The organism is Rhodococcus sp. IEGM 1306 (genome assembly GCF_036541985.1).
In the GTDB taxonomy this organism is placed as follows: Bacteria; Actinomycetota; Actinomycetes; order Mycobacteriales; family Mycobacteriaceae; genus Rhodococcus_F; species Rhodococcus_F qingshengii.
The window spans coordinates 348,769-370,147 of sequence record NZ_JAZHFF010000005.1; the positions used below are offsets into that span (position 1 = coordinate 348,769).

General features: G+C 65.0%; 17 protein-coding genes. 8 read left to right on the forward strand and 9 right to left on the reverse strand.

Translation table 11 applies throughout. From position 1 onward, the window contains the following. Window positions 1-23: 23 nt before the first annotated feature. On the reverse strand, window positions 24-791 hold the full coding sequence (locus V3587_RS17110; RefSeq protein ID WP_095969121.1) for an 8-oxoguanine DNA glycosylase OGG fold protein: 768 nt from the start codon (window positions 789-791) through the stop codon (window positions 24-26). An 89-nt stretch (window positions 792-880) separates the two neighbouring features. On the opposite strand from V3587_RS17110, the gene V3587_RS17115 reads away from it, so the two are divergent. Together V3587_RS17115 and V3587_RS17120 are read left to right on the forward strand one after the other, a co-directional pair. Next, complete coding sequence (locus V3587_RS17115; protein ID WP_283377010.1) at window positions 881-1,459, forward strand: hypothetical protein; 579 nt, start codon at window positions 881-883, stop codon at window positions 1,457-1,459. After that, window positions 1,456-1,809 (forward strand): hypothetical protein, encoded by a 354-nt coding sequence (locus V3587_RS17120; protein ID WP_095969123.1) that lies wholly within the window; start codon window positions 1,456-1,458, stop codon window positions 1,807-1,809. The genes V3587_RS17115 and V3587_RS17120 overlap by 4 nt, the downstream gene beginning before the upstream one ends. Window positions 1,810-1,814: 5 nt before the next feature. Here V3587_RS17120 and V3587_RS17125 read toward each other — a convergent pair whose 3' ends face one another. Genes V3587_RS17125 through V3587_RS17135 form a run of 3 tightly spaced genes read right to left on the reverse strand, consistent with a single transcriptional unit; the run spans window position 1,815 to window position 4,705 of the window. Next, window positions 1,815-3,560, reverse strand: coding sequence for an NTP transferase domain-containing protein (locus tag V3587_RS17125; RefSeq protein ID WP_124566387.1), 1,746 nt, complete (start codon window positions 3,558-3,560; stop codon window positions 1,815-1,817). A gap of 49 nt (window positions 3,561-3,609) precedes the next feature. Then, window positions 3,610-3,906 carry an MGMT family protein gene (locus V3587_RS17130; protein ID WP_095969124.1) on the reverse strand — a complete coding sequence of 99 codons (297 nt, stop codon included), beginning with the start codon at window positions 3,904-3,906 and terminating at the stop codon, window positions 3,610-3,612. Window positions 3,907-3,916: 10 nt separating this feature from the next. After that, the gene (locus V3587_RS17135) at window positions 3,917-4,705 is read right to left on the reverse strand and encodes an alpha/beta hydrolase (protein WP_095969125.1); all 789 of its coding nucleotides are present in this window, start codon (window positions 4,703-4,705) and stop codon (window positions 3,917-3,919) included. Window positions 4,706-4,757: 52 nt separating this feature from the next. Between V3587_RS17135 and V3587_RS17140 the strand changes: the two genes are divergently transcribed. Together V3587_RS17140 and V3587_RS17145 are read left to right on the forward strand one after the other, a co-directional pair. Beyond that, window positions 4,758-8,120, forward strand: coding sequence for an ATP-dependent helicase (locus V3587_RS17140; protein WP_283377011.1), 3,363 nt, complete (start codon window positions 4,758-4,760; stop codon window positions 8,118-8,120). Beyond that, complete coding sequence (locus tag V3587_RS17145; RefSeq protein WP_283377012.1) at window positions 8,121-11,513, forward strand: ATP-dependent helicase; 3,393 nt, start codon at window positions 8,121-8,123, stop codon at window positions 11,511-11,513. Here the strand turns inward: V3587_RS17145 and V3587_RS17150 are convergent. Further along, window positions 11,510-11,911 (reverse strand): DoxX family protein, encoded by a 402-nt coding sequence (locus V3587_RS17150; protein ID WP_200315481.1) that lies wholly within the window; start codon window positions 11,909-11,911, stop codon window positions 11,510-11,512. The genes V3587_RS17145 and V3587_RS17150 overlap by 4 nt on opposite strands. A gap of 157 nt (window positions 11,912-12,068) precedes the next feature. Between V3587_RS17150 and V3587_RS17155 the strand changes: the two genes are divergently transcribed. Both V3587_RS17155 and nudC read left to right on the forward strand, forming a co-directional pair. Beyond that, window positions 12,069-13,136 carry a potassium channel family protein gene (locus V3587_RS17155; RefSeq protein ID WP_095969129.1) on the forward strand — a complete coding sequence of 356 codons (1,068 nt, stop codon included), beginning with the start codon at window positions 12,069-12,071 and terminating at the stop codon, window positions 13,134-13,136. A 38-nt stretch (window positions 13,137-13,174) separates the two neighbouring features. Further along, the gene (gene nudC / locus V3587_RS17160; protein ID WP_200315479.1) at window positions 13,175-14,074 is read left to right on the forward strand and encodes an NAD(+) diphosphatase; all 900 of its coding nucleotides are present in this window, start codon (window positions 13,175-13,177) and stop codon (window positions 14,072-14,074) included. Window positions 14,075-14,104: 30 nt separating this feature from the next. Here nudC and V3587_RS17165 read toward each other — a convergent pair whose 3' ends face one another. Continuing rightward, a complete protein-coding gene (locus V3587_RS17165; RefSeq protein ID WP_003942350.1) occupies window positions 14,105-14,362 on the reverse strand; it encodes a mycoredoxin in 258 nt (85 codons plus the stop codon). Window positions 14,363-14,465: 103 nt separating this feature from the next. Between V3587_RS17165 and V3587_RS17170 the strand changes: the two genes are divergently transcribed. Both V3587_RS17170 and V3587_RS17175 read left to right on the forward strand, forming a co-directional pair. After that, a complete protein-coding gene (locus V3587_RS17170) occupies window positions 14,466-16,604 on the forward strand; it encodes an ATP-dependent DNA helicase UvrD2 (protein WP_124566383.1) in 2,139 nt (712 codons plus the stop codon). 513 nt (window positions 16,605-17,117) lie between these two features. Continuing rightward, a complete protein-coding gene (locus V3587_RS17175; protein ID WP_095969131.1) occupies window positions 17,118-17,441 on the forward strand; it encodes a WhiB family transcriptional regulator in 324 nt (107 codons plus the stop codon). A 26-nt stretch (window positions 17,442-17,467) separates the two neighbouring features. Here V3587_RS17175 and V3587_RS17180 read toward each other — a convergent pair whose 3' ends face one another. From V3587_RS17180 to V3587_RS17190, 3 genes are all read right to left on the reverse strand, one after another. Beyond that, complete coding sequence (locus tag V3587_RS17180; protein ID WP_200315477.1) at window positions 17,468-18,811, reverse strand: ABC1 kinase family protein; 1,344 nt, start codon at window positions 18,809-18,811, stop codon at window positions 17,468-17,470. A gap of 4 nt (window positions 18,812-18,815) precedes the next feature. Beyond that, window positions 18,816-19,754 carry a hypothetical protein gene (locus V3587_RS17185; protein ID WP_283377013.1) on the reverse strand — a complete coding sequence of 313 codons (939 nt, stop codon included), beginning with the start codon at window positions 19,752-19,754 and terminating at the stop codon, window positions 18,816-18,818. Between the two features lie 101 nt (window positions 19,755-19,855). Beyond that, entirely contained in the window at window positions 19,856-21,256 is a 1,401-nt protein-coding gene (locus tag V3587_RS17190) for a zinc-dependent metalloprotease (RefSeq protein ID WP_095969133.1), read from the reverse strand. Window positions 21,257-21,379: the final 123 nt, after the last annotated feature.

Genomic DNA, 21,379 nt, shown 5'->3' on the forward strand with positions numbered 1-21,379 from the left:
CCGAGATCCAGCCGTGTCGAGGATTAGAACAGGGTGGGGGAGCTGACGTCGTTGCGTGCTTGGGCCAACCGCGCACTCCACCTTTTCACCAACCACATCTCGACGATCTCGGGTTGGGTGCCGGCCGCATAGGCCCAACTGTCGAGGAGTTCGCAGTACCGGCGGTAGCGGCGTGTCGTGAAGCCGGTGACGGAAGGATCCTCGAGCCAGCCCTCGTGGATGAGCGTCGAGACGCCGTACTGGTCGATCATCTGAGCGCGTCGGCCCTCGTCCTGCACGCCTACCGCCCACATGAAAGCGGCCATCAGCGATACCCCGACACCGGGGGTGAGCGGCCAGCCCGACCAGGTGTCGCGTCGGACTACCGGCATGGACTTGTTTTTCGAACAGTGATCGAGAATGGCTGTGATCTGGGTCAGCGGATCCTCGTCCTCGCGGTGATGCGGATTGAAGACGTTGGGGAATCTCCGCGTGAACCGTCTGCTCTCGTGCGAGCCCTGCCAGGCCGCACAGAGAAACAGCAGTCCGAGACCGTCATGCTCGGCGACGACGAGATCGCTCGACGGGCGAAGGTCGTTGCGTTGAACGATGGCTCGGCCTTCGGTGATCACTTTGCCGTCGAGATCACGCCCGCGCAGGCTGATGGTGTGGCCGGCGTCCTTCAAGTGTGCGTTCCACCAATCCAGGTCGACGGTGGCTTCGTCGTCGAGGACGTGCAGTGGAAAGGTGCGCGAGCGGCACCACTCGACCAATGCGTCCGGCGGTTCGAATCCTTCGTCGACACGATTCATGGCGCGATGATCCCACGAGTCTCCGACAGTAATTCGTGCGACGCGCAGTCCACCGGGATGGAACCGGACACTCGCGGTACGCTCCGCTCATGAAACTCGCGTCCTCGCAGGTGCGGTCGGCGCTGTGGACGGTAGCGATCGCCTTGACGGCCGCGAGTCTGAGCGGGTGTATCGGTGCCGTCGATCGGATGGATTTCGACAACCAGATGCGTGAACGTGGTGGTGGGCTGACGTCGGAGTTGGTGCGGGACGGATTCGACAGCCTCGCACACAGTTACGGTGTCGACGCAGTGTCGGTGACCAGCGTCGACATCAGCCCGATCGAGACGCTCGGGGTCACCGTTCGAGACCCCGGGAAGCCGTCACAGCTCGACCGGTTCTCTTTCGACGGCGTCATTCTCGGCGAGCCGAGTCCCGTGCAAGTCAGCGTCACCGACGACCTCGATGCTCGATCGTTCACGCTGGATCAAGTGCCGGCATTGTCGAATGTCGAGAAGTTGGTCGACGACGCGCTGGCGAGCAGCGGTGTCGACGACGGTGAAGTCACCGGGATCTCGGTCTCTCGCACCGCGGCGATACACGCTTCCGTGATGGTGGAATCCCCACGCTCGCGGGTGCTGGTGGTCTTCGAGCCTGACGGCACACCTTATCTGGTGCAGCCGCTGTGAGCCGCCGTATCGCTCCGTTGCTGATCTCCGTAGTGGTGATCGTGGTCGTGGGAATCTTTGCCGCACTGCTGTCTTCGGTGATCTGGCCCGGCCAGGTGGCTCACCTGGCGCCGATCTTCTGTGAAGATCCCACATCGAGCGCGATGGTCGTCTCGGATACCTTTACCGACGGCGACGGCACGTCCACCAATTTCACGCTGTATTGCGTCGGACCGCGTGGTCAGACCGTCGATGCCGGGTGGCTGCTGCCGTTCTTGGTGCTGTGGGGCGCGTATTCCCTGGTGCTCGCGATAGTTGTCGGCGTGATCGGGATGGCGGAGGTCAACCGGCGTAGGCGCCGAAACGACTGACCCGATCAGCGGGGGAGGACAACCACTTCGGCGAGGGCACCGTCTTGCGCGTGCGCCGGAACGAGAGCAAACGCGGAGCGCCCGATCAACCCCGCCAGGTGTGCAGTACGTACAGAGGGATCGGCGCGCCAGCGGCCGTCGGTGGATTGTGTGACCGGCAACAGGCGTACCGCATCGGAACTCACCGCAGCAGCGTTCTCGATGATGCCGAGCAGTGGCGGAGGCGTCTCGCTCCCGGTCAGGGCGGCCACGACGGTAGGCAGCATCGTCAACAGGGTGGTCACCGCGGCGTACGGGTTGCCGGGGAGGCCGAGAACCACCCGGCCACTGGGCAGGACCGCCGTTATCTGAGATCCGCCCGGGCGCGAGGCGACTCGCCCGACAATCGTGCGAGCGCCGAGTCGATCGAGCGCACTGCGCATTTCGTCGGCAGCGCCGCCACCCGTCGCACCGATGACGACAAGCAGGTCCTGTTCGGTCGCATCAGCCAGTACACGCTCGAAACTGTCGGCCGTGTCGCGCAAGTGCGAATTCGACACGCACCGTACGCCGTTGCGTTCGAGCAGGTAGGGGAGAATCCCGCCTACGGAGTCGCGAGTCTGACCTTCCCGCAGTGGGCCGGTCCGGCGGATCTCGTCGCCGGTGACTACGACGCGTGCCCGGACCGGGCCACGGACGAGGGCGTCGAATACCTCGCCACTGGCAGCAGCGGAGATTACCGCCGGAGTCACCGCGGTACCGGTCGGAGCGATCGTGAATCCGGTGCCCCAGTCTTCTCCTCGTGGGCGAGCGTCGTTGCGGTGCGGCGCATCCGGTAGTCGACGCAGGGTTCGAGACGGTGCGTCGACAGACAGGTACTCGTCACGAATCACCGAGGTAGCGCCGGCAGGTAGGTGAGCTCCCGTGGCAATGCGGATCGCTTCGCCTTCGCGGAGGTCGAGTTGCCCGTCGGCGCCCGCGATGCGGATCTCGGTGCGCACCCGCCACGGACCATCGCCGGAGACGGCGTACCCGTCCATCGCCGAAACGTCTGACCTGGGGAGATCACCCAGGGCGACGAGAGGCTGCGCGAGCGTTGCTCCGAGACTGTCGGCGAGATCGGCCCGGTGCGGGGTTAGCGGAGTCAAGGCATTCGTGATGACGATGCGGGCTTGCTCGATCGTCAGGCGGGGATGGCTTCTCGCGCGATCGATGTCCGCCGGCGTGTCGCAGTCGGTGGTACCCGCCACGCGTAGGGTCGAGAACGGCTCGGTGGCAAGCGCTTTCATCGGTTGATTCTCGAGCCCCGAACTCCGGCGCAGAGCAGCGAGGCGTTGTCGGAGTTCGCGAAGGGTCCACGCGGAGAACAGGAATTGGGTTCGGTTGTTCTCGTCCACCGCACACGTCACCGGATTGTCGGTCGATGTCGCAGCGATCAGCGCGTCGACCGATCCGGCCTCGACGTACGGCAGGTCGGATGCCAGCACCACCACCACGGCGTTCTCGGGTAACCGGGTCGCGGACAACCCGGCCCAGATCGCCTCGACAGGGCCGGCGCCGGCCGGAGATTCCTGGGTCTGGGTGATGTGTGCAGCAAGTTCAGGTCGATGCGGGCCGACCACGACGACGGCGTCGAGATGCGCCGTCGCTGACAGCGCGATGTCGAGGAGTCTGCGGCCGTGCACGATCAGGCCGGGTTTGTCGACGCCGCCCATTCGGGTCCCGCGACCACCCGCCAGAATGACGGCGGCGGTGGGCGGCGTGGTGGTCATGTCTCCATGCTGCCCCATGGCATGGGCGACGACGACCGGTGACACGGGATCAGAAGTGATACCGAGCTTTCTTCAGGTCGATTCGACCGTCCTTGATCGGTACTCCTTCGAGTTCGAGCTTGGCGATCTGACGATGAGCCAGGTGTGCCGACGGTTTACCGGAGGCGCCGAGCACCCGGTGCCACGGCAAGTCGGCAGAGTCCGTCCGCATGATCCACCCGACCGTGCGAGCGCTGGAAAGTCCTGCGGCTTCGGCTATGTCGCCGTACGTCGCCACGAAACCGGCGGGAATCGAGGCGATGAGCCGCCTCACCTCTTCGATCTGCTCTTCCGTGGTGGTTGCCATCGTTGCCTCGTCAGAGCACTGTTCGGACGAGGTCTGCCACCTCGTCGGCCCGCACGTGCGGGACCATGTGGTCGCAGTCGAATTCGACGCTGGTGAGATTTTCACCGAGGTGTTCGGTCAAGGCTGCTCGGAACTCGTCGGTGACGTACGGCGGCTGAACCTTCATCGCCTGAACCAGCACGGTGGGCATCGACGACGGGGGCAGCACGATCGGGCGGGCAAGTTCTCCCCACGCGGTGACGACGGCCGGTGTGGACAGGCGCCAGTTGACGCGCCCGTTGCCCAGTCGGATCAGGTGCTCGGCCATCTCGACGTCGAGGTCCTGGGTGGGAACCTCACCCCACGAGCCGTGAATCTTCTCCGAGTACGCCTCGGCGGCATCGGTGTAATCCGGTGAGCCGATTGTGAGTTCGGCCACTTCCTGCATGAAATTCGGATCCAAGCCGATCGCCGGATCGAGCAGGACGAGACCACGAACGCGTTCCGGTGCGGTGGCAGCGAGGTGCAGCGCCAGCATTCCGCCGAACGAATGCGCGAGAATCACCACCGGTCCGGTGGCATGTTCGTCGAGTGTCTCCAGCAAGCTCGCCACGTGGGATTCGAGGTTCCACGGGGGAGCCCAGGTCGAGCGCCCGTGACCGCGTAGATCGGGCGAGATCCAGCGTGCTTCGGGCAGTTGGTTCTCGGCCATCGACTGCCATCGTCGACCGTGACCCGTCAGGCCGTGCAGCGAGAGGATCTCAGGCGCCCCGGCGGGTCCGTAGAGATACGTATGGAGTGCAGACACACGAGCAATCATGCCGGATGCAGGCGATGTGTGAGTTGTCGGTGCGCTCTGGTGGAATGCCTGGGTGAGTGAGACGGCAACACGCAGCAAAGTGACCATTCCGCGGGCGCGGTTGGTGCACCGAACTGCGCCGTCTCGGACACCCCGAACATGGGACGAAGGGACGGCCCGGCTGTTCGCGCCGCCGTCCGAGGATCCGTTCCAGCTCGCGTTCGGCCCTGCTTCATTCGGCTCGGCGGACGCCTGGAATCCCTGGCAGGTACTCGGCAGCCCCGGAACCGGCAAGACGTCCCTTCTCGTGGATCTGGCGGTGCAGAGGATCTCCGGTGGCGAAGACCCCGAATCGGTCCTGGTGCTGACGCAATCCCGTCGGGCTGCGACGCAGGTTCGTGAGCAGATCACAGCCGGATTGCTGGGGTACGAACAGGAACGCGGACCGCAGGCAACCCGTGAGCCGCTGGTACGCACCGTTCACTCCTACGCCTTTGCCGTGCTGCGGCTCCAAGCCGCCGCACACGGCAACGCGCCGCCACGATTGATCACCGGTGCCGAGCAGGACTCGGTACTGCGCGAGATGTTGCGTGGGGACATCGAGGACGGCGCACTGCGCTGGCCCGAGCGCCTGCGTCCTGCGCTGGGTTTGAACGGTTTTGCCGTCGAACTCAGAGACTTGATGCTGCGCGCCAACGAGCGCGGGCTCGGTCCCGAAGATCTGGTCAAGCTCGGCAAGAAGCGCGGCCGCCCCGAGTGGGTGGCGGCCGGCCGCTTCGCCGAGGCTTACGAGCAGGGTGTGCTGCTGCGTGGCAGCGTGGGCGTCGAGGCCCCGGAGGCCACGGCGCCGGCACTCGACGCGGCTGAGTTGATCGGTGCGGCGTTGACGGCGTTCGCCACCGATCCCGAGCTCCTTCGCTCCGAGCGCGCCCGTATCCGGCACCTCTTGGTCGACGATGCACAGCATCTGGATCCGCAGGCGGCGCAACTGGTTCGACTGATCGGCACCGGCACTGCGGGCACGGTCGTAGCCGGCGATCCCGATCAGTCGGTCTTCGGATTCCGCGGTGCTGATTCGGCTTTTCTACTCGAACTCGCCGAGCGCGGAGACGAGCGCCAAGTCATCCTGCCCACCACGTTTCGCAACAATGCCGACGTCGCGTCGATTGCGGCCAAGATCGCTGCGCGACTGCCCGGCAACCTCGCTCACCGCATCGCGGTTCCGTCCGATCTCACCGATGAGGACCCGGGACGGGCGTCGGTGCGTGTTCTCGGTACGACGGCCAAGGAAGCGGCAGTCGTCGCAGATACCTTGCGCCGGGCGCATCTGCTGGACGGGATTGCGTGGTCCGACATGGCGGTTGTCGTGCGCTCGGTCCCACGCACCCTTGCCCCGCTACGGCGAGCTCTGCTCGCAGCGGGGGTACCCGTGACGACTGCTGCCACCGAGTTGCCGCTCGCCCGGCAACACGGAGTGTCCGGCCTGCTGCTGGTCCTCCGGGCGCTCGGCGGCGATCACTTCACCGGCGACGACGCCCTGGCCCTGATGGCCGGCCCCATCGGCGGCGCCGAACCGGTCACCCTGCGCCGGCTGCGTCGTGGTCTGCGCCGCGTCGAGTTGGCGTCGGGAAGTGATCGGGATTCGTCGGAGTTGTTGCGGCTCATCCTGATCGACGAGGATCGCGCGCAGTCCAAGCGGCTCATGGGCAAACTGACGGACGTCGAGGCTGCTGCGCTGAATCGCGTGCTGTCGGTCCTTCGCAAGGCCCGAGTACCGCTCGAGCGAGGTCTCGGGGTCGAGGAAGTTCTGTGGGCTGCCTGGCAGGCGACGGGCCTCGAACGGCGCTGGGCGGCTGCGTCGGCGCGCGGGGGATCGATCGGCTCACAAGCCGATCGCGACCTCGACGCCGTAGTCGCGCTCTTCGACGCCGCGGCCAACTACGTCGACCGGCTGCCGCGTTCGCAACTCGCCGGCTTCGTCGACTACTTGACCAGCCAGGAGATACCGACCGACTCGCGGAGCCGATCGGTCATCGCTCCCGACGCCGTCACCGTGGTCAGCGCTCACGCCGCAGCGGGGCGCGAATGGGCGGTCGTGGCGGTGGCGGGTGTGCAGGAGGGGCTCTGGCCGAGTTTGCGGGCACGCGGCTCGCTGCTGCGTACTGAAGCACTGATCGACCTGGTCAACGGAGTCTCTGACGGCAGTGACTCGGCCGCCGAACGACTCTCTCGAACCGCGCCGCTGCTGGCCGAGGAACGCCGGTTGTTCCTTGTCGCCTGTAGCCGTGCTCGTCGCCGCCTGCTGATCACCGCGGTCGAGTCGGCTTCGGGTGACACCGATCTGGTGCCTTCGCGTTTCGTGGACGAGTTGATCCGTGGCGACGCGTATTCGGATGATCCGACGTCCGATCTCGACGTCGTTGCACCCGAGACCGGGGATACCCGGGTTCTGTCGCTGCCCGCGCTGGTCGCACAGCTTCGCAGTGTGGTGTGTGATCCCGACATCGCGCATTTCGACCCCGAGAAGCATTCCCGTGCAGCTCGCCAGTTGGCGCGTCTGGCTGCCGCCGGAGTACGAGGCGCGCATCCGGATCAGTGGTATGGCACAGCAGAGCCGAGCACCGCGGCTCCCATGTGGCAACCCGAGGACGGACCGGTGTCACTCTCGCCGTCCACCATCGAGCTTCTCGAAACATGCCCGCTCCGATGGGTGTTCGAGCGTCATGGCGGCAGCGACGGAGACAATACTCACGCGATCGCCGGCACTCTCGTCCATACCCTGGTCCAGGCGCTGGCCGGTAGGATTCCGCCGGACCAGGTCGAGAAGGCACTCGAAAATGCTTGGGAATCGATAGACCTGGGATCGCAGTGGTATTCGCGCCGCGAGCTCAATCGAACTCGGGAGATGCTGGCGACGTTCACCGCCTGGATGAATGCAACTCGCGGTGAACTGACCGAAGTCGGCGTCGAGGTCGCGGTCGAGGGGGTCCTCGAACCGCGCGAAGAAGGAGCGCCCGCGGTCAAGCTTCGCGGCCGGATCGACCGGCTCGAGCGCGACACCGAAGGTCGTCCGGTGGTTGTCGACGTCAAGACTGCGCGAAACCCCGTCAGTAACGAGGCCGCGCAATCTCACGCGCAGTTGGCGGCGTACCAGGTCGCAGCGGCCGAAGGTGCGATTGCAGGCGAACCGGCTACACAACCCGGCGGTGCACGCCTGGTATTCGTGGCCAAGTCCAACAAGAAAGACGGTGCGGCGCAGCGAGTTCAGCCGCCGCTGACTGCCGAGGCCGTCGAGATGTGGCGAGACGTCATTCACAATGCTGCGGCAGCGACGCAGGGACCCGAATACCTGGCCCGCGTCAACGACGGATGTAGACATTGCCCGGTGCGGTCGAGTTGCCCGGCACACGACGAGGGACGACAGGTGAGTAACTAAGTGGCTGCCGCAACGCCCAAGGCACGCCGACCGAAGATCGACCCTGTCGACCTGGCGGTTGCGCTCGGTCAGCACCCGCCGACGCCCGAGCAGGCGGCAGTGATCGCCGCACCGCTCGGTCCGACGTTGGTGGTCGCCGGTGCCGGTGCCGGTAAGACCGAAACGATGGCTGCTCGCGTCGTGTGGCTGGTGGCCAACGGATTCGTCGATCCCGAGGCGGTTCTGGGCCTCACCTTCACGCGTAAAGCGGCGCAACAGCTCACCTCGCGAATCCGCAAGCGCTTGGCGCGGCTGGCGGGTTCGGACGTTCTGCGGGCACTCGACCCCACCGGCGGAGTGCGTTCCCGGATTCTGGCCGGCGAACCCGAAGTCAGTACCTACCACGCGTACGCGGGACGGTTGCTGTCCGAACACGGACTCCTCTTGCCCATCGAGCCCTCGGCGACGCTGTTGTCGGAGACCGAACTGTGGCAGGTTGCGCACCGCGTCGTGAGCGGTTGGGACAGCGATCTGGACACCGACAAGAATCCTGGGTCCATCACCGAAACCGTCCTGGCCCTTTCCGGTCAGTTGGCGGAGCATCTGGTCGATCCCGAGCAGCTGCTCGAGGCACACACCGAGTTGGACAAGCTGATCCACACTCTGCCTGCCGGCCCGAAACAGCGGGGTGGACCGAGCAAAGAGCTCTTGAATTACCTTGACGTGCAACATAAGCGCATCGAGCTGTTGCCTCTCGTCGCCCGGCTGGCTGAGACGCTGCGGCGTGAAGGCGCTTTGGATTTCGGCAGCCAGATGTCACTGTCGGCCCGGGTCGCCTCCGAACATCCGGAGGTCGGGCAGACCGAGCGTGAGCGCTTTCGGGTAGTTCTTCTCGACGAGTACCAGGACACCGGTCACGCGCAGCGAGTGTTGTTGTCCTCGTTGTTCGGTGGGGGAGCCGACGGCCGCTTGGCGTTGACGGCCGTCGGTGATCCGATGCAGTCGATCTACGGTTGGCGCGGCGCGTCGGCGGCCAACCTGCCGCGGTTCGCAACCGACTTCCCGCTTGCCAACGGAAAACCGGCTCCGACACTCGAACTGCTCACCAGTTGGCGTAACCCGCCGGAGGCTCTCGAGCTGGCCAACCTGTCTTCGGCGCCGTTGCGTCGACGCGGCGTGGCTGTCAGCACTCTTCGTGCGCGGCCCGGAGCCGTCGCCGGAGACGTTCGACTGGCGTTGCTGGGCGACGTCGAACAGGAACGCCAGTGGGTGGCGGAGAAGATCGCCGAAGAATACGAGGCGGCACGTGCCGAAGACCGCCCGACGCCCACGGCGGCTGTGTTGATCCGCCGGAATGCCGATGCTGCCCCGCTGGCCGAGGCCTTGCGGTCCAAGGGTCTGCCGGTCGAAGTGGTCGGACTCGGTGGGCTCCTGCATACACCCGAGGTGGCTGACGTGATCGCCATGCTCCGGGTGGTCGCCGATCCGCTCGCGGGCAGCGCTGCCGTTCGGCTGCTCACCGGCGCGCGATGGCAGCTCGGCGCGAAAGACCTCGCGGCACTCTCTGAACGCTCCCGCGAACTTGCCATCTCCGCGGGATACGGAACGGCGGGTGCGGTCACCGACGCCGAGGCGCTCACCTCGGCGGTCCACGATGCTCTGCCCGGGGAGAACGCCGAGCAAGCAGGATTGGTCGACTCGATCTCCGATCCAGGCCCGGCAGAACGCTATTCGGCTCTCGGGTACACACGCATCAACGCGATAGCGGCAGAGTTGGCGTCGTTGCGCGAACGTATCGGCCAGCCGCTCACCGAATTGGTGGCGGAGGTCGAGCGGGTGCTCGGGATCGGAATCGAGGCGGGCGCGCGGACCCGAGTCGGCGTCGTCGGGACCGCGGGCCGCGAGCATCTCGACGCATTTGCCGACGTTGTCGCTAACTACGCGACGCGTCCAACGGCCAATCTGACCGGGATGCTGGCTTTCTTCGCGGCAGCCGAACAGATCGAAAAGGGCCTCACGCCAGGCGAAGTGGAGGTGGCGCCGGATCGGGTCCAGATCTTGACCGTGCACTCGGCGAAAGGGCTCGAATGGGAAGTGGTGGCGATCCCGCATGTCAGCGACGGGGTTTTCCCCTCGTCCACAGCGTCCGGATCATGGCTCGGGGCGCTCGCCGAACTGCCACCGTCGTTGCGCGGTGACCGGGCCGTCGACGCGGATTCGGCGGACGGTGTGCCCGTGCTCGACCTCGAAGAGCTGTACAACCGCAAGGACCTCGAGAACGCCATCACGGCGCACAAGAAGGCGCTGTCCAACCGTCGACTGGACGAGGATCGGCGGTTGTTCTACGTCGCGCTGACCAGAACCGAACGGGCGCTGTTCATCTCGGCTCACCACTGGGCGGAATCCGGTTCGGAACCGAAGGGGCCTTCGGAGTTCCTGGACGAGCTGCAGCAGATGGTCACTGCCGAAAACGATCCCGCTGAGGAAGACTCGCACCGTGCGATCGGCGTCGTGGAGGAATGGGCACCGGCCCCGGAACCCGACACCGAGAACCCGTTGGCCTCCACGCCCCGAACCGCGCAGTGGCCGCCAGATCCGCTGGGTGCGCGCCGCGGCGCCGTCGAGGCCGGAGCCGCGAGCGTCCTGTCCGCTCTCGCATCGCTGCCGAACGACAGCGAGGAGACGGAAGAACCGGAGGACGATCCGGAGAACTGGGCCTCGGACGTCGACGTGCTCCTGGCCGAGCGTGAAGCCCGGGCGAACGCGCGTGCCGAAGTGATTCTCCCGGCGCAGCTTTCGGTGACTCAACTCGTCGACCTCAAGGCAGATCCGGACGAACTCGCGGCACGGCTTCGTAGGCCACTGCCGTACCCACCGAATCCGCTCGCTCGGCGAGGCACGGCTTTTCACGCCTGGATCGAGCGAAGGTTCGGTGCGACCCGGCTGTTGGATCTCGACGAGCTACCAGGCGCCGCGGATACCGGCGCGGGGCCCGAGACCGATCTGGTGAAGCTTCAGGATGCGTTCCTGCGGTCCCCGTGGGCCAATCGCAGTCCGATCGAAGTGGAGGTTCCCTTCGAAACATCCATTGCCGGAACGGTTTTGCGAGGTCGGATCGATGCGGTGTTCGCCGATCCCGACGGCGGGTGGACGGTGATCGACTGGAAGACCGGTGCCGAACCGTCGGCCGCCAACGAGGACGCTGTTGTGATGCAGTTGGCCGCGTACCGGGTGGCCTGGGCCGAATTGATGTCGGCCAGAGCTCGTTCGGCCGGGCGCAACGAACAGTTTCCGGCCGACAAGGTGCGGGCGGCGTTTCACTACGTTCGATCGGGTCGCACCATCGCCCCCGAGAACCTGCCGGACGGTGAGGCTCTCGCTCGCCTCATCCGAACGGCAGGCGCGCAAGATTAGCTTGCGTTTCGACGAGCCTTGAGTGCTTCGGTCACCAGCGGAACCTGCAGGGGGAGACGTGCGATCGAACCGATCTTCTGCGGTGTGGACGTCTTCGGGCTTCGGCACCAGTCGATCGCCATCTGGATGTTGGCGGGGAACACGGCAACAAAGAGCGCGGCGGCAAGGCCCGCGCCGAGCTTGCGGGTCTTCGGCACGGCCAAGGCAGCGCCGATCGCCAGTTCCGCGACGCCCGACACCTGGGTGTAGGTGCGCGCTTGGCCGGGAAGCTGGCGGGGAACGGTGCTGTCGAAGAAGGAAGGCGCTACGAAATGCATGGTGCCGGCGCCGAGTAGGAGGGCCGACAAGCGAAGAGCTGCTGCTTGGCCGGGAGTGGACGTCGAACTGGTGAAAGGCATTTGCCCAGCCTGCCTCACGGTGGACCTTCTTGCCAGTATCGGCGCCCACAACCGGTGCGCTAATGGGCGCCCGAGTTCCGAAGTCGATCTTCGAGGGTTACGCTGCCTGCCGATGTCCGTGTAGGTATTTCGTAAATTCGAGTGAGAGAGTCGATGTATGGCCGGTAAGCTCCGGGCGCGTTTGACCAGGTCGGAAGCATTGACCGATCAGCCTGACTTCGCCCTTGTCGGGGTGCTGCGCATTCCCCAGCTACAGACCAGCCCGGCGCGGGCCATCTACAAGCGAGTTCTCATCGCTCTCGGTGCTCTCGCCGCCGCCGTCTTGATCGTGTACATCGATCGCGCCGGATACCGCGACGCGCAGGACAACGAGCTTTCGCTGCTCGACTGCATCTACTATGCGACGGTTTCGCTTTCGACCACCGGCTACGGCGACATCACTCCGTTCACGCCGTCGGCGCGCCTGGTCAACGTCCTGTTGATCACGCCACTTCGAATCTTCTTCTTGATCGTGTTGGTCGGAACCACACTTTCAGCTCTGACCGAGAGTTCGCGTCAGGCGTTCAAAATTCAGCGTTGGAGGCAGCACGTGCGTAATCACACCGTCGTCGTCGGATACGGGACCAAGGGGCGGACGGCAATCGAAGCAATGCTCGGTGACGGAGTACCGGCGTCGGAGATCGTGGTCGTGGACACCGATCAGACCGTCCTCGATTCCGCGGCGAGCAAGGGCCTGGTGACGGTGTTCGGTTCGGCGACGAAATCGGACGTACTTCGCTTGGCCGGCGCACAGAACGCGTCGTCGATCATCGTGGCCACGAATCGTGACGACACCGCCGTTCTGGTAACCCTGACTGCGAGGGAAATCGCACCCAAAGCGAAGATTGCCGCGGCCATCCGTGAAGCCGACAACGCGCATCTGCTGCGTCAGTCCGGTGCGGACTCCGTCGTCGTCTCCTCGGAGACGGCAGGTCGGCTCCTCGGCATCGCGACCACGACGCCGACTGTCGTGGAGATGATCGAAGACCTTCTGACTCCGGAAGCCGGATTCGCGATCGCCGAGCGCGCAGTCGAGCGCGACGAGGTCGGCGGCTCTCCGCGTCATCTCTCCGACATCGTGCTCGGCGTCGTTCGCGACGGCCGCCTGGTTCGCGTCGGTTCGCCCGAGGTGGACGCTGTCGAGGAGAACGATCGCCTGCTGTACATCCGCCGCGTCACGAACTGAGTGTTACCGAGCTTCGTGCGCGCAGTAATGTCGTGAGCGTGAACGACTTCCAGCTGACCGAAACACCGCTGCTCTCACGCTCGAGCGTCGGCCGCGCCGAGGAATTGCGGTCGGACGCCGCTGCACTGACGACGGGTTGGGCGGATGCGCTGCTCCTTCGTGTGAATTCACGGGGGCAGGTCAAGGTGTCGCCGGAAGGTCAATTGGTCTTCGCCGAGGCAACCGAGTTGGGGCCCGAGCCGGTGCGCGGCGCGGTGTTCCTGGGAATTCGGGAGAATCGCCACGTCTGGGCGGTGCGAGTGTCGCTGCTGGCCGGCACGTTGTCCGAACTGCGGATGCTCGGCGGAACACTCGACGACGCGGACGCCGGCTTGTTGACCGGTGCCGTCGCGATCCTCAACTGGCACGACAGTGCCGGATTCAGCGCTATCGACGGCGCACCGAGTGAACCCACCATGTCCGGTTGGTCACGCATTTCCACGTCCACCGGTCACGAGGAGTTTCCCCGAACGGATCCGGCGGTCATCTGCCTGGTGCACGACGGCGGCGATCGAGTTCTACTCGCGCGTCAGCCGACCTGGCCGCAGCGACGTTTCTCGATTCTCGCGGGATTCGTCGAGGCCGGTGAGTCTCTCGAAACCTGCGTTGTCCGCGAGATCAAGGAAGAAGTCGGTATCGACGTGCACAGCGTGCGATACCTCGGGAGCCAGCCCTGGCCGTTCCCTCGATCAGTCATGTTGGGCTTCGCCGCAATCGGCGACCCCGCCGCTCCGCTTCTGTTCGCGGACGGCGAGATCGCCGAGGGCACCTGGTTCACGAAGGACGAGGTGCGTTCCGCTCTCGAACTCGGCGACTGGGGTTCGGAAGCGGACGCGCCACTGCTGCTGCCCGGGTCGATCTCCATCGCTCGCGGAATGCTCGAGAGCTGGGTCAAGTAAGAGCCGGGTCAAGTAGCAGCCGGAGAAGATCTACAGACCCAGGGCCTGCTTGACCTGGTTGAGCGACGGGTTGGTCGCGACGCTGCCGTCTCCGTACTTCACGGTCGGAACGACGTGATTGCCACCGTTGACGCTGCCGACGAAATCGGCTGCCGCCGGATCGTTCTCGATGTCGATCTCGGTGTACTCGATCCCCGACGCATTGAGCTGCGTCTTGAGGCGGCGGCAGTAGCCGCACCACGTGGTCGAGTAGATGGTCAGGGCAGGCGCATTTTCGGTAGAAGTCACGGCCGATATAACACCACGACCGTGAGCGTTGTTCCGTATCGGGCCGTGTTCTCTTGCCCACATACCGTCGGGCGCGGCGTTCGGAGTGTCGGAACGTCCTGCCATGATGGTCCCCATGCCTGCGGACACCGGACTGGATCCAGAACAATCGGCCGCCGTGCTCGCGCCACGCGGCCCGGTGTGCGTCCTCGCGGGCGCTGGAACAGGCAAAACCCGAACAATCACGCGCCGGATCGCTCATCTGGTTGCCGACGGTCATGTGTCGGCCGGGCAGGTGCTTGCCGTGACATTCACCGCGCGTGCGGCCGGGGAAATGCGCGGGCGTCTTCGTGAGCTCGGCGTCGGTGGGAGTGGGCCGCAGGTGCAGGCTCGTACCTTCCACGCGGCCGCCCTCCGGCAACTGAAGTACTTCTGGCCGCAGGTGGTCGGCGACACGCCGTGGCGTCTGCTCGATCGAAAGTTCGCGGTCGTGAGCAGTGCCGCGGCCCGGGTGGGACTGTCCACCAGCACGGAAAGCGTCCGCGACCTCGCCAGTGAAATCGAATGGTCCAAGGCGTCGCTGATCGCGCCGGAGGACTACCCACGCGCGATAGCCAAGATTCGTCGCGAGGCGCCGGTCGATGCTGCCAAGGTGGCCCAGGTCTACGCGGCATACGAAGAACTGAAGGCTCGCGGCCAGGACGGCATGCTCCTCGATTTCGACGATCTCCTCCTTCACACAGCGGCTGCGCTCGAAGAGCATTCGACGGTTGCCGACGAGTTCCGCGAGCGGTATCGATGCTTCGTGGTCGACGAGTATCAGGACGTCACCCCGCTGCAGCAGCGCGTGCTCGACGCGTGGCTGGGGGACCGCGACGACCTGACCGTGGTGGGCGATGCAAATCAGACCATCTACTCCTTCACCGGCGCCACCCCGAACTATCTGTTGGACTTCTCCCGGAAGTTCCCCGAAGCGACCGTCGTTCGGCTCGAACGGGACTACCGCTCCACCCCTGAGGTCGTGTCGTTGGCCAACCGTGTGATCGGTGCGGCGCGCGGGCGGATCGCCGGGACGCGCCTGCAGTTGATCGGGCAACGAGCACCGGGCCCTGAACCGGAGTTCATGGAGTTCGACGACGAGCCGGCCGAGGCACTCGGGGTTGCGCGGGCGATCAAACGGCTGATCGCGGCAGGCACCCCCGCCGCCGAGATCGCTGTTCTGTACCGGATCAATGCTCAGTCCGAGGCGCACGAGCAGGCACTCACCAAGCTCGGCATCCCGTTCCAGGTGCGTGGCGGCGAGGGCTTCTTCACTCGCACCGAGGTTCGTCAGGCGGTGGCGGCGCTGCGTCAGGCTGCCGGACGAGACGACCTCCCCGAAGGCGCAGACAACGGCGAAGCACTGGTTTCACTGGTTCGTGCTGTACTCGCACCACTCGGTCTGACCAATGAAGAACCTTCGGGCACCCAGGCCCGCGAGCGCTGGGCGTCGCTCTCGGCTCTCGTGGCGCTGACCGAAGAACAACTCGTCCACGAACCCGAACTGTCGCTCACCGGGCTTCTACAAGAGCTCACAGCCCGAGCCGAGGCGCGGCACCCACCGACCGTGCAGGGCGTGACGTTGGCTTCGCTTCACGCCGCCAAGGGCCTCGAATGGGATGCGGTGTTCCTGGTCGGCCTCAATGACGGCACGCTGCCGATCCAACACGTTCTCGGCGACGCCAATTCGGGCGCCGACGACGTCGCCGTGGAGGAGGAGCGCCGGCTTCTGTACGTGGGGGTTACTCGCGCCCGCGAGCATCTGCAGTTGTCGTGGGCATTGGCTCGCAACGAGGGTGGCCGCAAGTCCCGTCGCCGGTCGAGGTTCCTCAACGGGCTCATTCCCGAGGACTCACCGGCTTCACGCGTAGCCGCGCCGTCATCGGGGAACAAGAAGCGTCCGCGTTGCCGAGTCTGCGGCAAACCGTTGATCGGGACGTCGGCGACAATGCTCGGACGCTGCGAGAAGTGCCCGTCCAATGTCGACCTGGAATTGCTCGAACATCTCAAGGCTTGGCGTCTGGACAAATCCCGAGAACTCAAAGTTCCGGCTTATGTCGTCTTCAGCGACAACACGCTGATGGCTATTGCCGAACAACGACCACAAGACAATCGTGGACTGGTCTCGATTCCCGGAATCGGGCCGAAGAAACTCGACAATTTCGGCGAAGACGTACTAGCTGTCATTCGCGGTGAACTGCGAGCGGCAACACTCGATATCTGACAACACATCCGAATCGACAACCGTGAGTTGCATAACCGCAGGTCAAAAATAGGTTGTGCAGATTCGACGGATTCTCTACTCTGGTTTTCAGTGTTACGGGGCAACCTGTGCGCAGAAACTATCCGGACCGACACGAAATGGAGGTGGCAAAAAAATGACGAACTTGATCTCTTACGAAGCGTGCGCAAGCGCAAAGTTCGCTGTTGCCGCCCCCATGCTGCCGCGTGCAGCGGGATGGGCGCAGCATGCGTTCCGCCTGCGCCCTCAAGCAGCAGCAAAGAAAGCAGCTGTCGAGTCCGTGTTCTTAAGCCATCGAGGTATTCCTCGGTAGGACACATCCGTTCACTTACGGCCACGGACCCGCAGCCCCTGCGGACCGTGGCCTTTGTGTTGGATACTCCTCTTGATCTGGTTTCCGACTCGGCTCAGGTTCGCACCCATCGAACCCATATCGTGCGACACAGTTTCGCATCCGAGCACTAGGAGACCGAGTTGTCTGCCCAGACAATCCGCGTGGAATCCGAAAACTCCACCACTGCAGTAACTTCCACCGACGTCACTTCGGCTGCAGTCACGTTCATCGAGGCCGCGTCCACCCGCCGCGACCTGCCGTGCCGGGCATCCAACCCCGATCTCTGGTTCGCCGAAGCTCCGGCCGAACTCGAGCAGGCCAAGGCACTGTGCGCGCAGTGCCCCATCCGTTCCCGTTGTCTCAGTGCGGCTCTCGACCGCGCCGAGCCATGGGGGGTGTGGGGAGGCGAGATCCTCGATCAGGGGGCCGTCATAGCGCGCAAGAGACCGAGAGGGCGCCCACGCAAGCAACTTGTGTGCGCGTGAGAGCCCTGTTCGGCGGAGCCGGTGTCTTATTCGGCGGAGCCGGTTTCATCCAGAACCGGCTCCGCGAACCCTGGCAACCAGCGAGTCAGGATTTCCATGTACGGGGCATATGCGTCCAACTGGGCGCATATGCCGACCGAACCGAGAAGAACACGAAAGATCATCAAATACTCGGCCGGAAGGTTGAGTGCACGGGCCGTTCGGAACTGCGCACTGTTGAAGTCAGTGGCAGTTCCGGCGGCCTTTTGCAGCCACGCTCGAGTGAAGTGAAATGACTCGGTCTGGATCGGGTCGGTGAATGGTCGCAGGTAATCCGCGATCTCCTTGTCGGTCACTGTGCGTCCAGGAATCACGAAACCGTTGGCGCGCAACAACTCCGTCAATTCGTCGAATTGTTCCTCGACCGCCAAGCGCACCATCGTGCCGAGAACCCGCGGCAGCCCGTTCGGGAACGGCGCAGCAGCACCGAAGTCGATGACGCCGAGTCGACCGTCTTCGAGAAGCATGAAGTTGCCGGGGTGCGGGTCACAGTGGAGCAAGCCGACACGGGCCGGAGACGCGAAGTGGAATTCGGCGAGCAGTGCACCGGCAGCATTGCGCTGCTCCGGCGTTCCGCTCTCGATGATTCTGGTCAGCGGGGTTGCCGTCATCCATTCGGTCACGACCACTTTCGGCGCGCTCGCCACGACGTGCGGGATCACGAACTGCGGATCGCCGTCGAACTCTTTGGCAAAAGCTCGCTGATTGTTCGCCTCGATCCGATAGTCGAGTTCTTCCTCCGTGCGAGCGGTGAACTCCTCGATCACGGGCCGCACATCGACCCCCGGCATGACCGAACCGAACAGGCCGGCAAATCTGCCCAAGGTCTTGAGATCGGCGCGCAGAGCTTCGTCGGCGCCGGGGTACTGAACCTTCACGGCCACGTCGCGGCCGTCGGCCCAGACCGCTCGGTGAACCTGCCCGATGCTGGCCGACGCAGTCGGTTCGTCGTCGAACGACTGGAATCGGTCACGCCACTTGGTTCCGAGTTGCTGGTCGAGCATCTTGTGTACTTGCTTTGTCGGCAGTGGCGGGGCGGCGGCCTGAAGCTTGTTCAGCGACTCGCGGTACGGCTCCGCGAATTCCTCCGGAATTGCCGCCTCCATGACGCTGAGCGCTTGGCCCAGCTTCATCGCGCCGCCCTTGAGTTCGCCCAGCACCGCGAACAGTTGCTCGGCGGCCTTCGCGCTCAACTGCGCGTCGATCTCGCCTTTGTCGCCGCCGGCGAGCTTGCGTCCGAAGCCCATGGCGGCGCGACCAGCCATCCCCAAGGGGATGCTCGCGAGTTTGGCAGTACGGGCAGAACTCTTGCGTGGGATCTCGGACACCACACCATCATGTCTGACTGGGGCGTCCTTTGCCCGAAACAGGTGCCAGGTATTGGCAACTGCAGGATATTTGCCGAGGCCAGCGCCTCGTTGTGATCCGATACGGACGCAGCGCGATCTCGAGCGTCGACGACAGACTGGCCGCAGTAGCCGCACTGGGCAGGTCCTCGACACCGGGTAGGTCCAGGGCACCGAGAGTCGCGTCGATCTCGGCCAGGGCGAGCGCGACACTTGCATGGATCATCGCTGATTCCGCGTGACCCGCGCTGCCGAGTAGCTGCGCGGACAGATGAAGCCAATGAGGGTCGAGTTCGGATCGGATTATGTCGGCACACCGCAGGCAACTCGACCGACCAGGCAGGACCAGAGGGCCGACCACGCCGTTACCGTCCCGGATGCGGACGGAAAGGTGGGGGAGTCCGCAGCGAACGAGATCGCTCACCAAACGTGGATCGGTGACGACGTCGTCGGCCAGGACCACCAGTTGCTCGTTCCACGAGCGCACGACATCGGTGTTGCGATACCCGCGCGAGCGGCGCGTGCTGACCCCGCCGCTGACCAGTGCGCGCTCGACGGCGTCCGAGAGTGGACCGACGCCGTGGATCCGGACCGTCGCGGTGTTTCTGCGGGCAGTGTGGACGAAACCGGAATCGGCGAGTTGCGCGAGAAACTGCTCCGTCACCGACGTGGGAATCCCGCGCCTCGACGCTTCCCAGAGGATGGCCGCGCGGGATTTCGAGCCGTCCATCGTGCGCAGGATCGACTTCACCGCGCGAGCATCGACCCCGGCAGGCAGCGTCAGCAGGACGGCACGTCCGGGTGTCCATCCCAGCTGCAGTCGCCCGTCCGGGCGCGACAGAACAGCGATCCGCGGGTCCCATCGGGGTCCCGCGGATCGCTGTGAAGTGCTGTTCTGTGTGGCGTCTTGTTGCCTGTCACCGGTCATCGTTCGATGCTGGCATGGCGTACGTCCCGCGAGTCTGCCTCAGCGGCAGTTATCCACAGGCCGTCATCGTGGCTGATCTGCGAAAATGTGTCACGAAGAGATTACTTGTCTTCGTCGTCCTCGCGGGTCTTGTCCATCGCTTCCTCGGCCGCACGCTCTTTTGCCAGGACGGCTTCGAGCTGGGCGATCGGGTCGTCGAAATTGCCGGTGTCGCCGCCGCCGAGGACACGGGCGACAAACCCGTCCGGTGCGTCGAGATCGCTCGAATCAGGCATCAGGTCGGGATGTGACCAGACGCCGTCGCGAGTATCCATACCGGCTTCCGCGGTGAGCTTCTGCCACAATCCGGCCGCTTCGCGGACCTTGCGAGGACGAAGTTCGAGTCCGACCAGTGTCGCAAAGGTCTGTTCGGCGGGGCCGCCGGTGGCACGGCGACGACGCAACGTCTCGCTCATCGCGGCAACACCGGGCAGTCGCTCGCCGAGTGCGGCGGTGACGACCGTCTCGACCCAGCCCTCGACCAGCGCAAGCAGTGTCTCGAGACGTTCGAGAGCAGCCTTCTGCTCCGGAGTGTTCTGCGGCTCGAACGTGCCCTGCTGCATCAGCGCCTCGAGCTTGCTCGGATCGGTGAGAGCAGACGGGTCGAGGTCCTTGGCAAACTCTTCCATCGCCGAGAAGTCCATCGTGATCCCGCGGGCGTACTCCTCGACTGTGGCGAGAACACGCTGGCGCAGCCACGGAACGTGACTGTAGAGGCGCTGATGGGCCGCTTCACGTGCGGCGAGGAACACGAGAACTTCCTGATGCGGCTGTTCGAGACCCTCACTGAACGCCTGAACCGCAGCGGGGAGAAGGGCCGCGGTGCCTTCGGGTCCGAGGGGCAAGCCGATGTCAGTGGAGGAGAGCACCTCGGTGGACAGTTGGCCGAGCGCCTGGCCCAATTGCGAGCCGAACGCGAGTCCACCCATCTGGCCGAGCATCCCCAGCATCGGGCCCGCCATCTGCTGCGCTTCGGCGGGAAGTCCTTGGACCCACATGCCCGCTACCTTCTCGGCCACCGGATCGCAGAGTCGCTTCCACGTGTCGATCGTGTTGTCGAGCCAGTCGTTGGGAGTCCAGGCGAGAGTGCGGCTCGCTCCGGCCGGGAGCGTTGTCGCGGCGTCCAGCCACATCTCGGCCAGGTGCGCGGCGTCGGCGATCGCCTTGACGTTGCCCTCGGTGATCGGTGTGACCGATCCGATCTGTTGGCGTGCCAGCTTCTTGGCGATGTCGTAGTTGACCGGGCCGGACGTACCGCCCTGGCCCATCGACGAGCCCATTCCACTCAGCATCTGCCCGAACTGGGTGAGCATCTGGCCGAGTTGAGCCGGATCGAATCCCTCACCGCCCGCGCCGAACCCGAACGGCATGTCACCACCCCCGAACGGATTGCCACCCGCCGCGTTCTTGTCGCGATCGGGATCGTCGTCGGAGTTGGAGAAGCCGAACGGCATATTGCTCATACCTCAACGGTACAAGGCTCGAGCGGTCGGAGTCGCCCTCCGAGTCACGCTGACGGCGAACACGCGCGGCGCTCAGGCGGTGCGATCGGTGCTCCGGTGCCTTCGCGCTTTACTCTGGATCAG

Coding starts and splice junctions, on each gene's coding strand:
- V3587_RS17110 (WP_095969121.1), bottom strand. CDS start 791: ATGAATCGTGTCGACGAAGGATTCGAACCGCCGGACGCATTGGTCGAG.
- V3587_RS17115 (WP_283377010.1), top strand. CDS start 881: ATGAAACTCGCGTCCTCGCAGGTGCGGTCGGCGCTGTGGACGGTAGCG.
- V3587_RS17125 (WP_124566387.1), bottom strand. CDS start 3,560: ATGACCACCACGCCGCCCACCGCCGCCGTCATTCTGGCGGGTGGTCGC.
- V3587_RS17130 (WP_095969124.1), bottom strand. CDS start 3,906: ATGGCAACCACCACGGAAGAGCAGATCGAAGAGGTGAGGCGGCTCATC.
- V3587_RS17135 (WP_095969125.1), bottom strand. CDS start 4,705: ATGATTGCTCGTGTGTCTGCACTCCATACGTATCTCTACGGACCCGCC.
- V3587_RS17150 (WP_200315481.1), bottom strand. CDS start 11,911: ATGCCTTTCACCAGTTCGACGTCCACTCCCGGCCAAGCAGCAGCTCTT.
- V3587_RS17155 (WP_095969129.1), top strand. CDS start 12,069: ATGGCCGGTAAGCTCCGGGCGCGTTTGACCAGGTCGGAAGCATTGACC.
- V3587_RS17170 (WP_124566383.1), top strand. CDS start 14,466: ATGATGGTCCCCATGCCTGCGGACACCGGACTGGATCCAGAACAATCG.
- V3587_RS17185 (WP_283377013.1), bottom strand. CDS start 19,754: ATGACCGGTGACAGGCAACAAGACGCCACACAGAACAGCACTTCACAG.
- V3587_RS17190 (WP_095969133.1), bottom strand. CDS start 21,256: ATGAGCAATATGCCGTTCGGCTTCTCCAACTCCGACGACGATCCCGAT.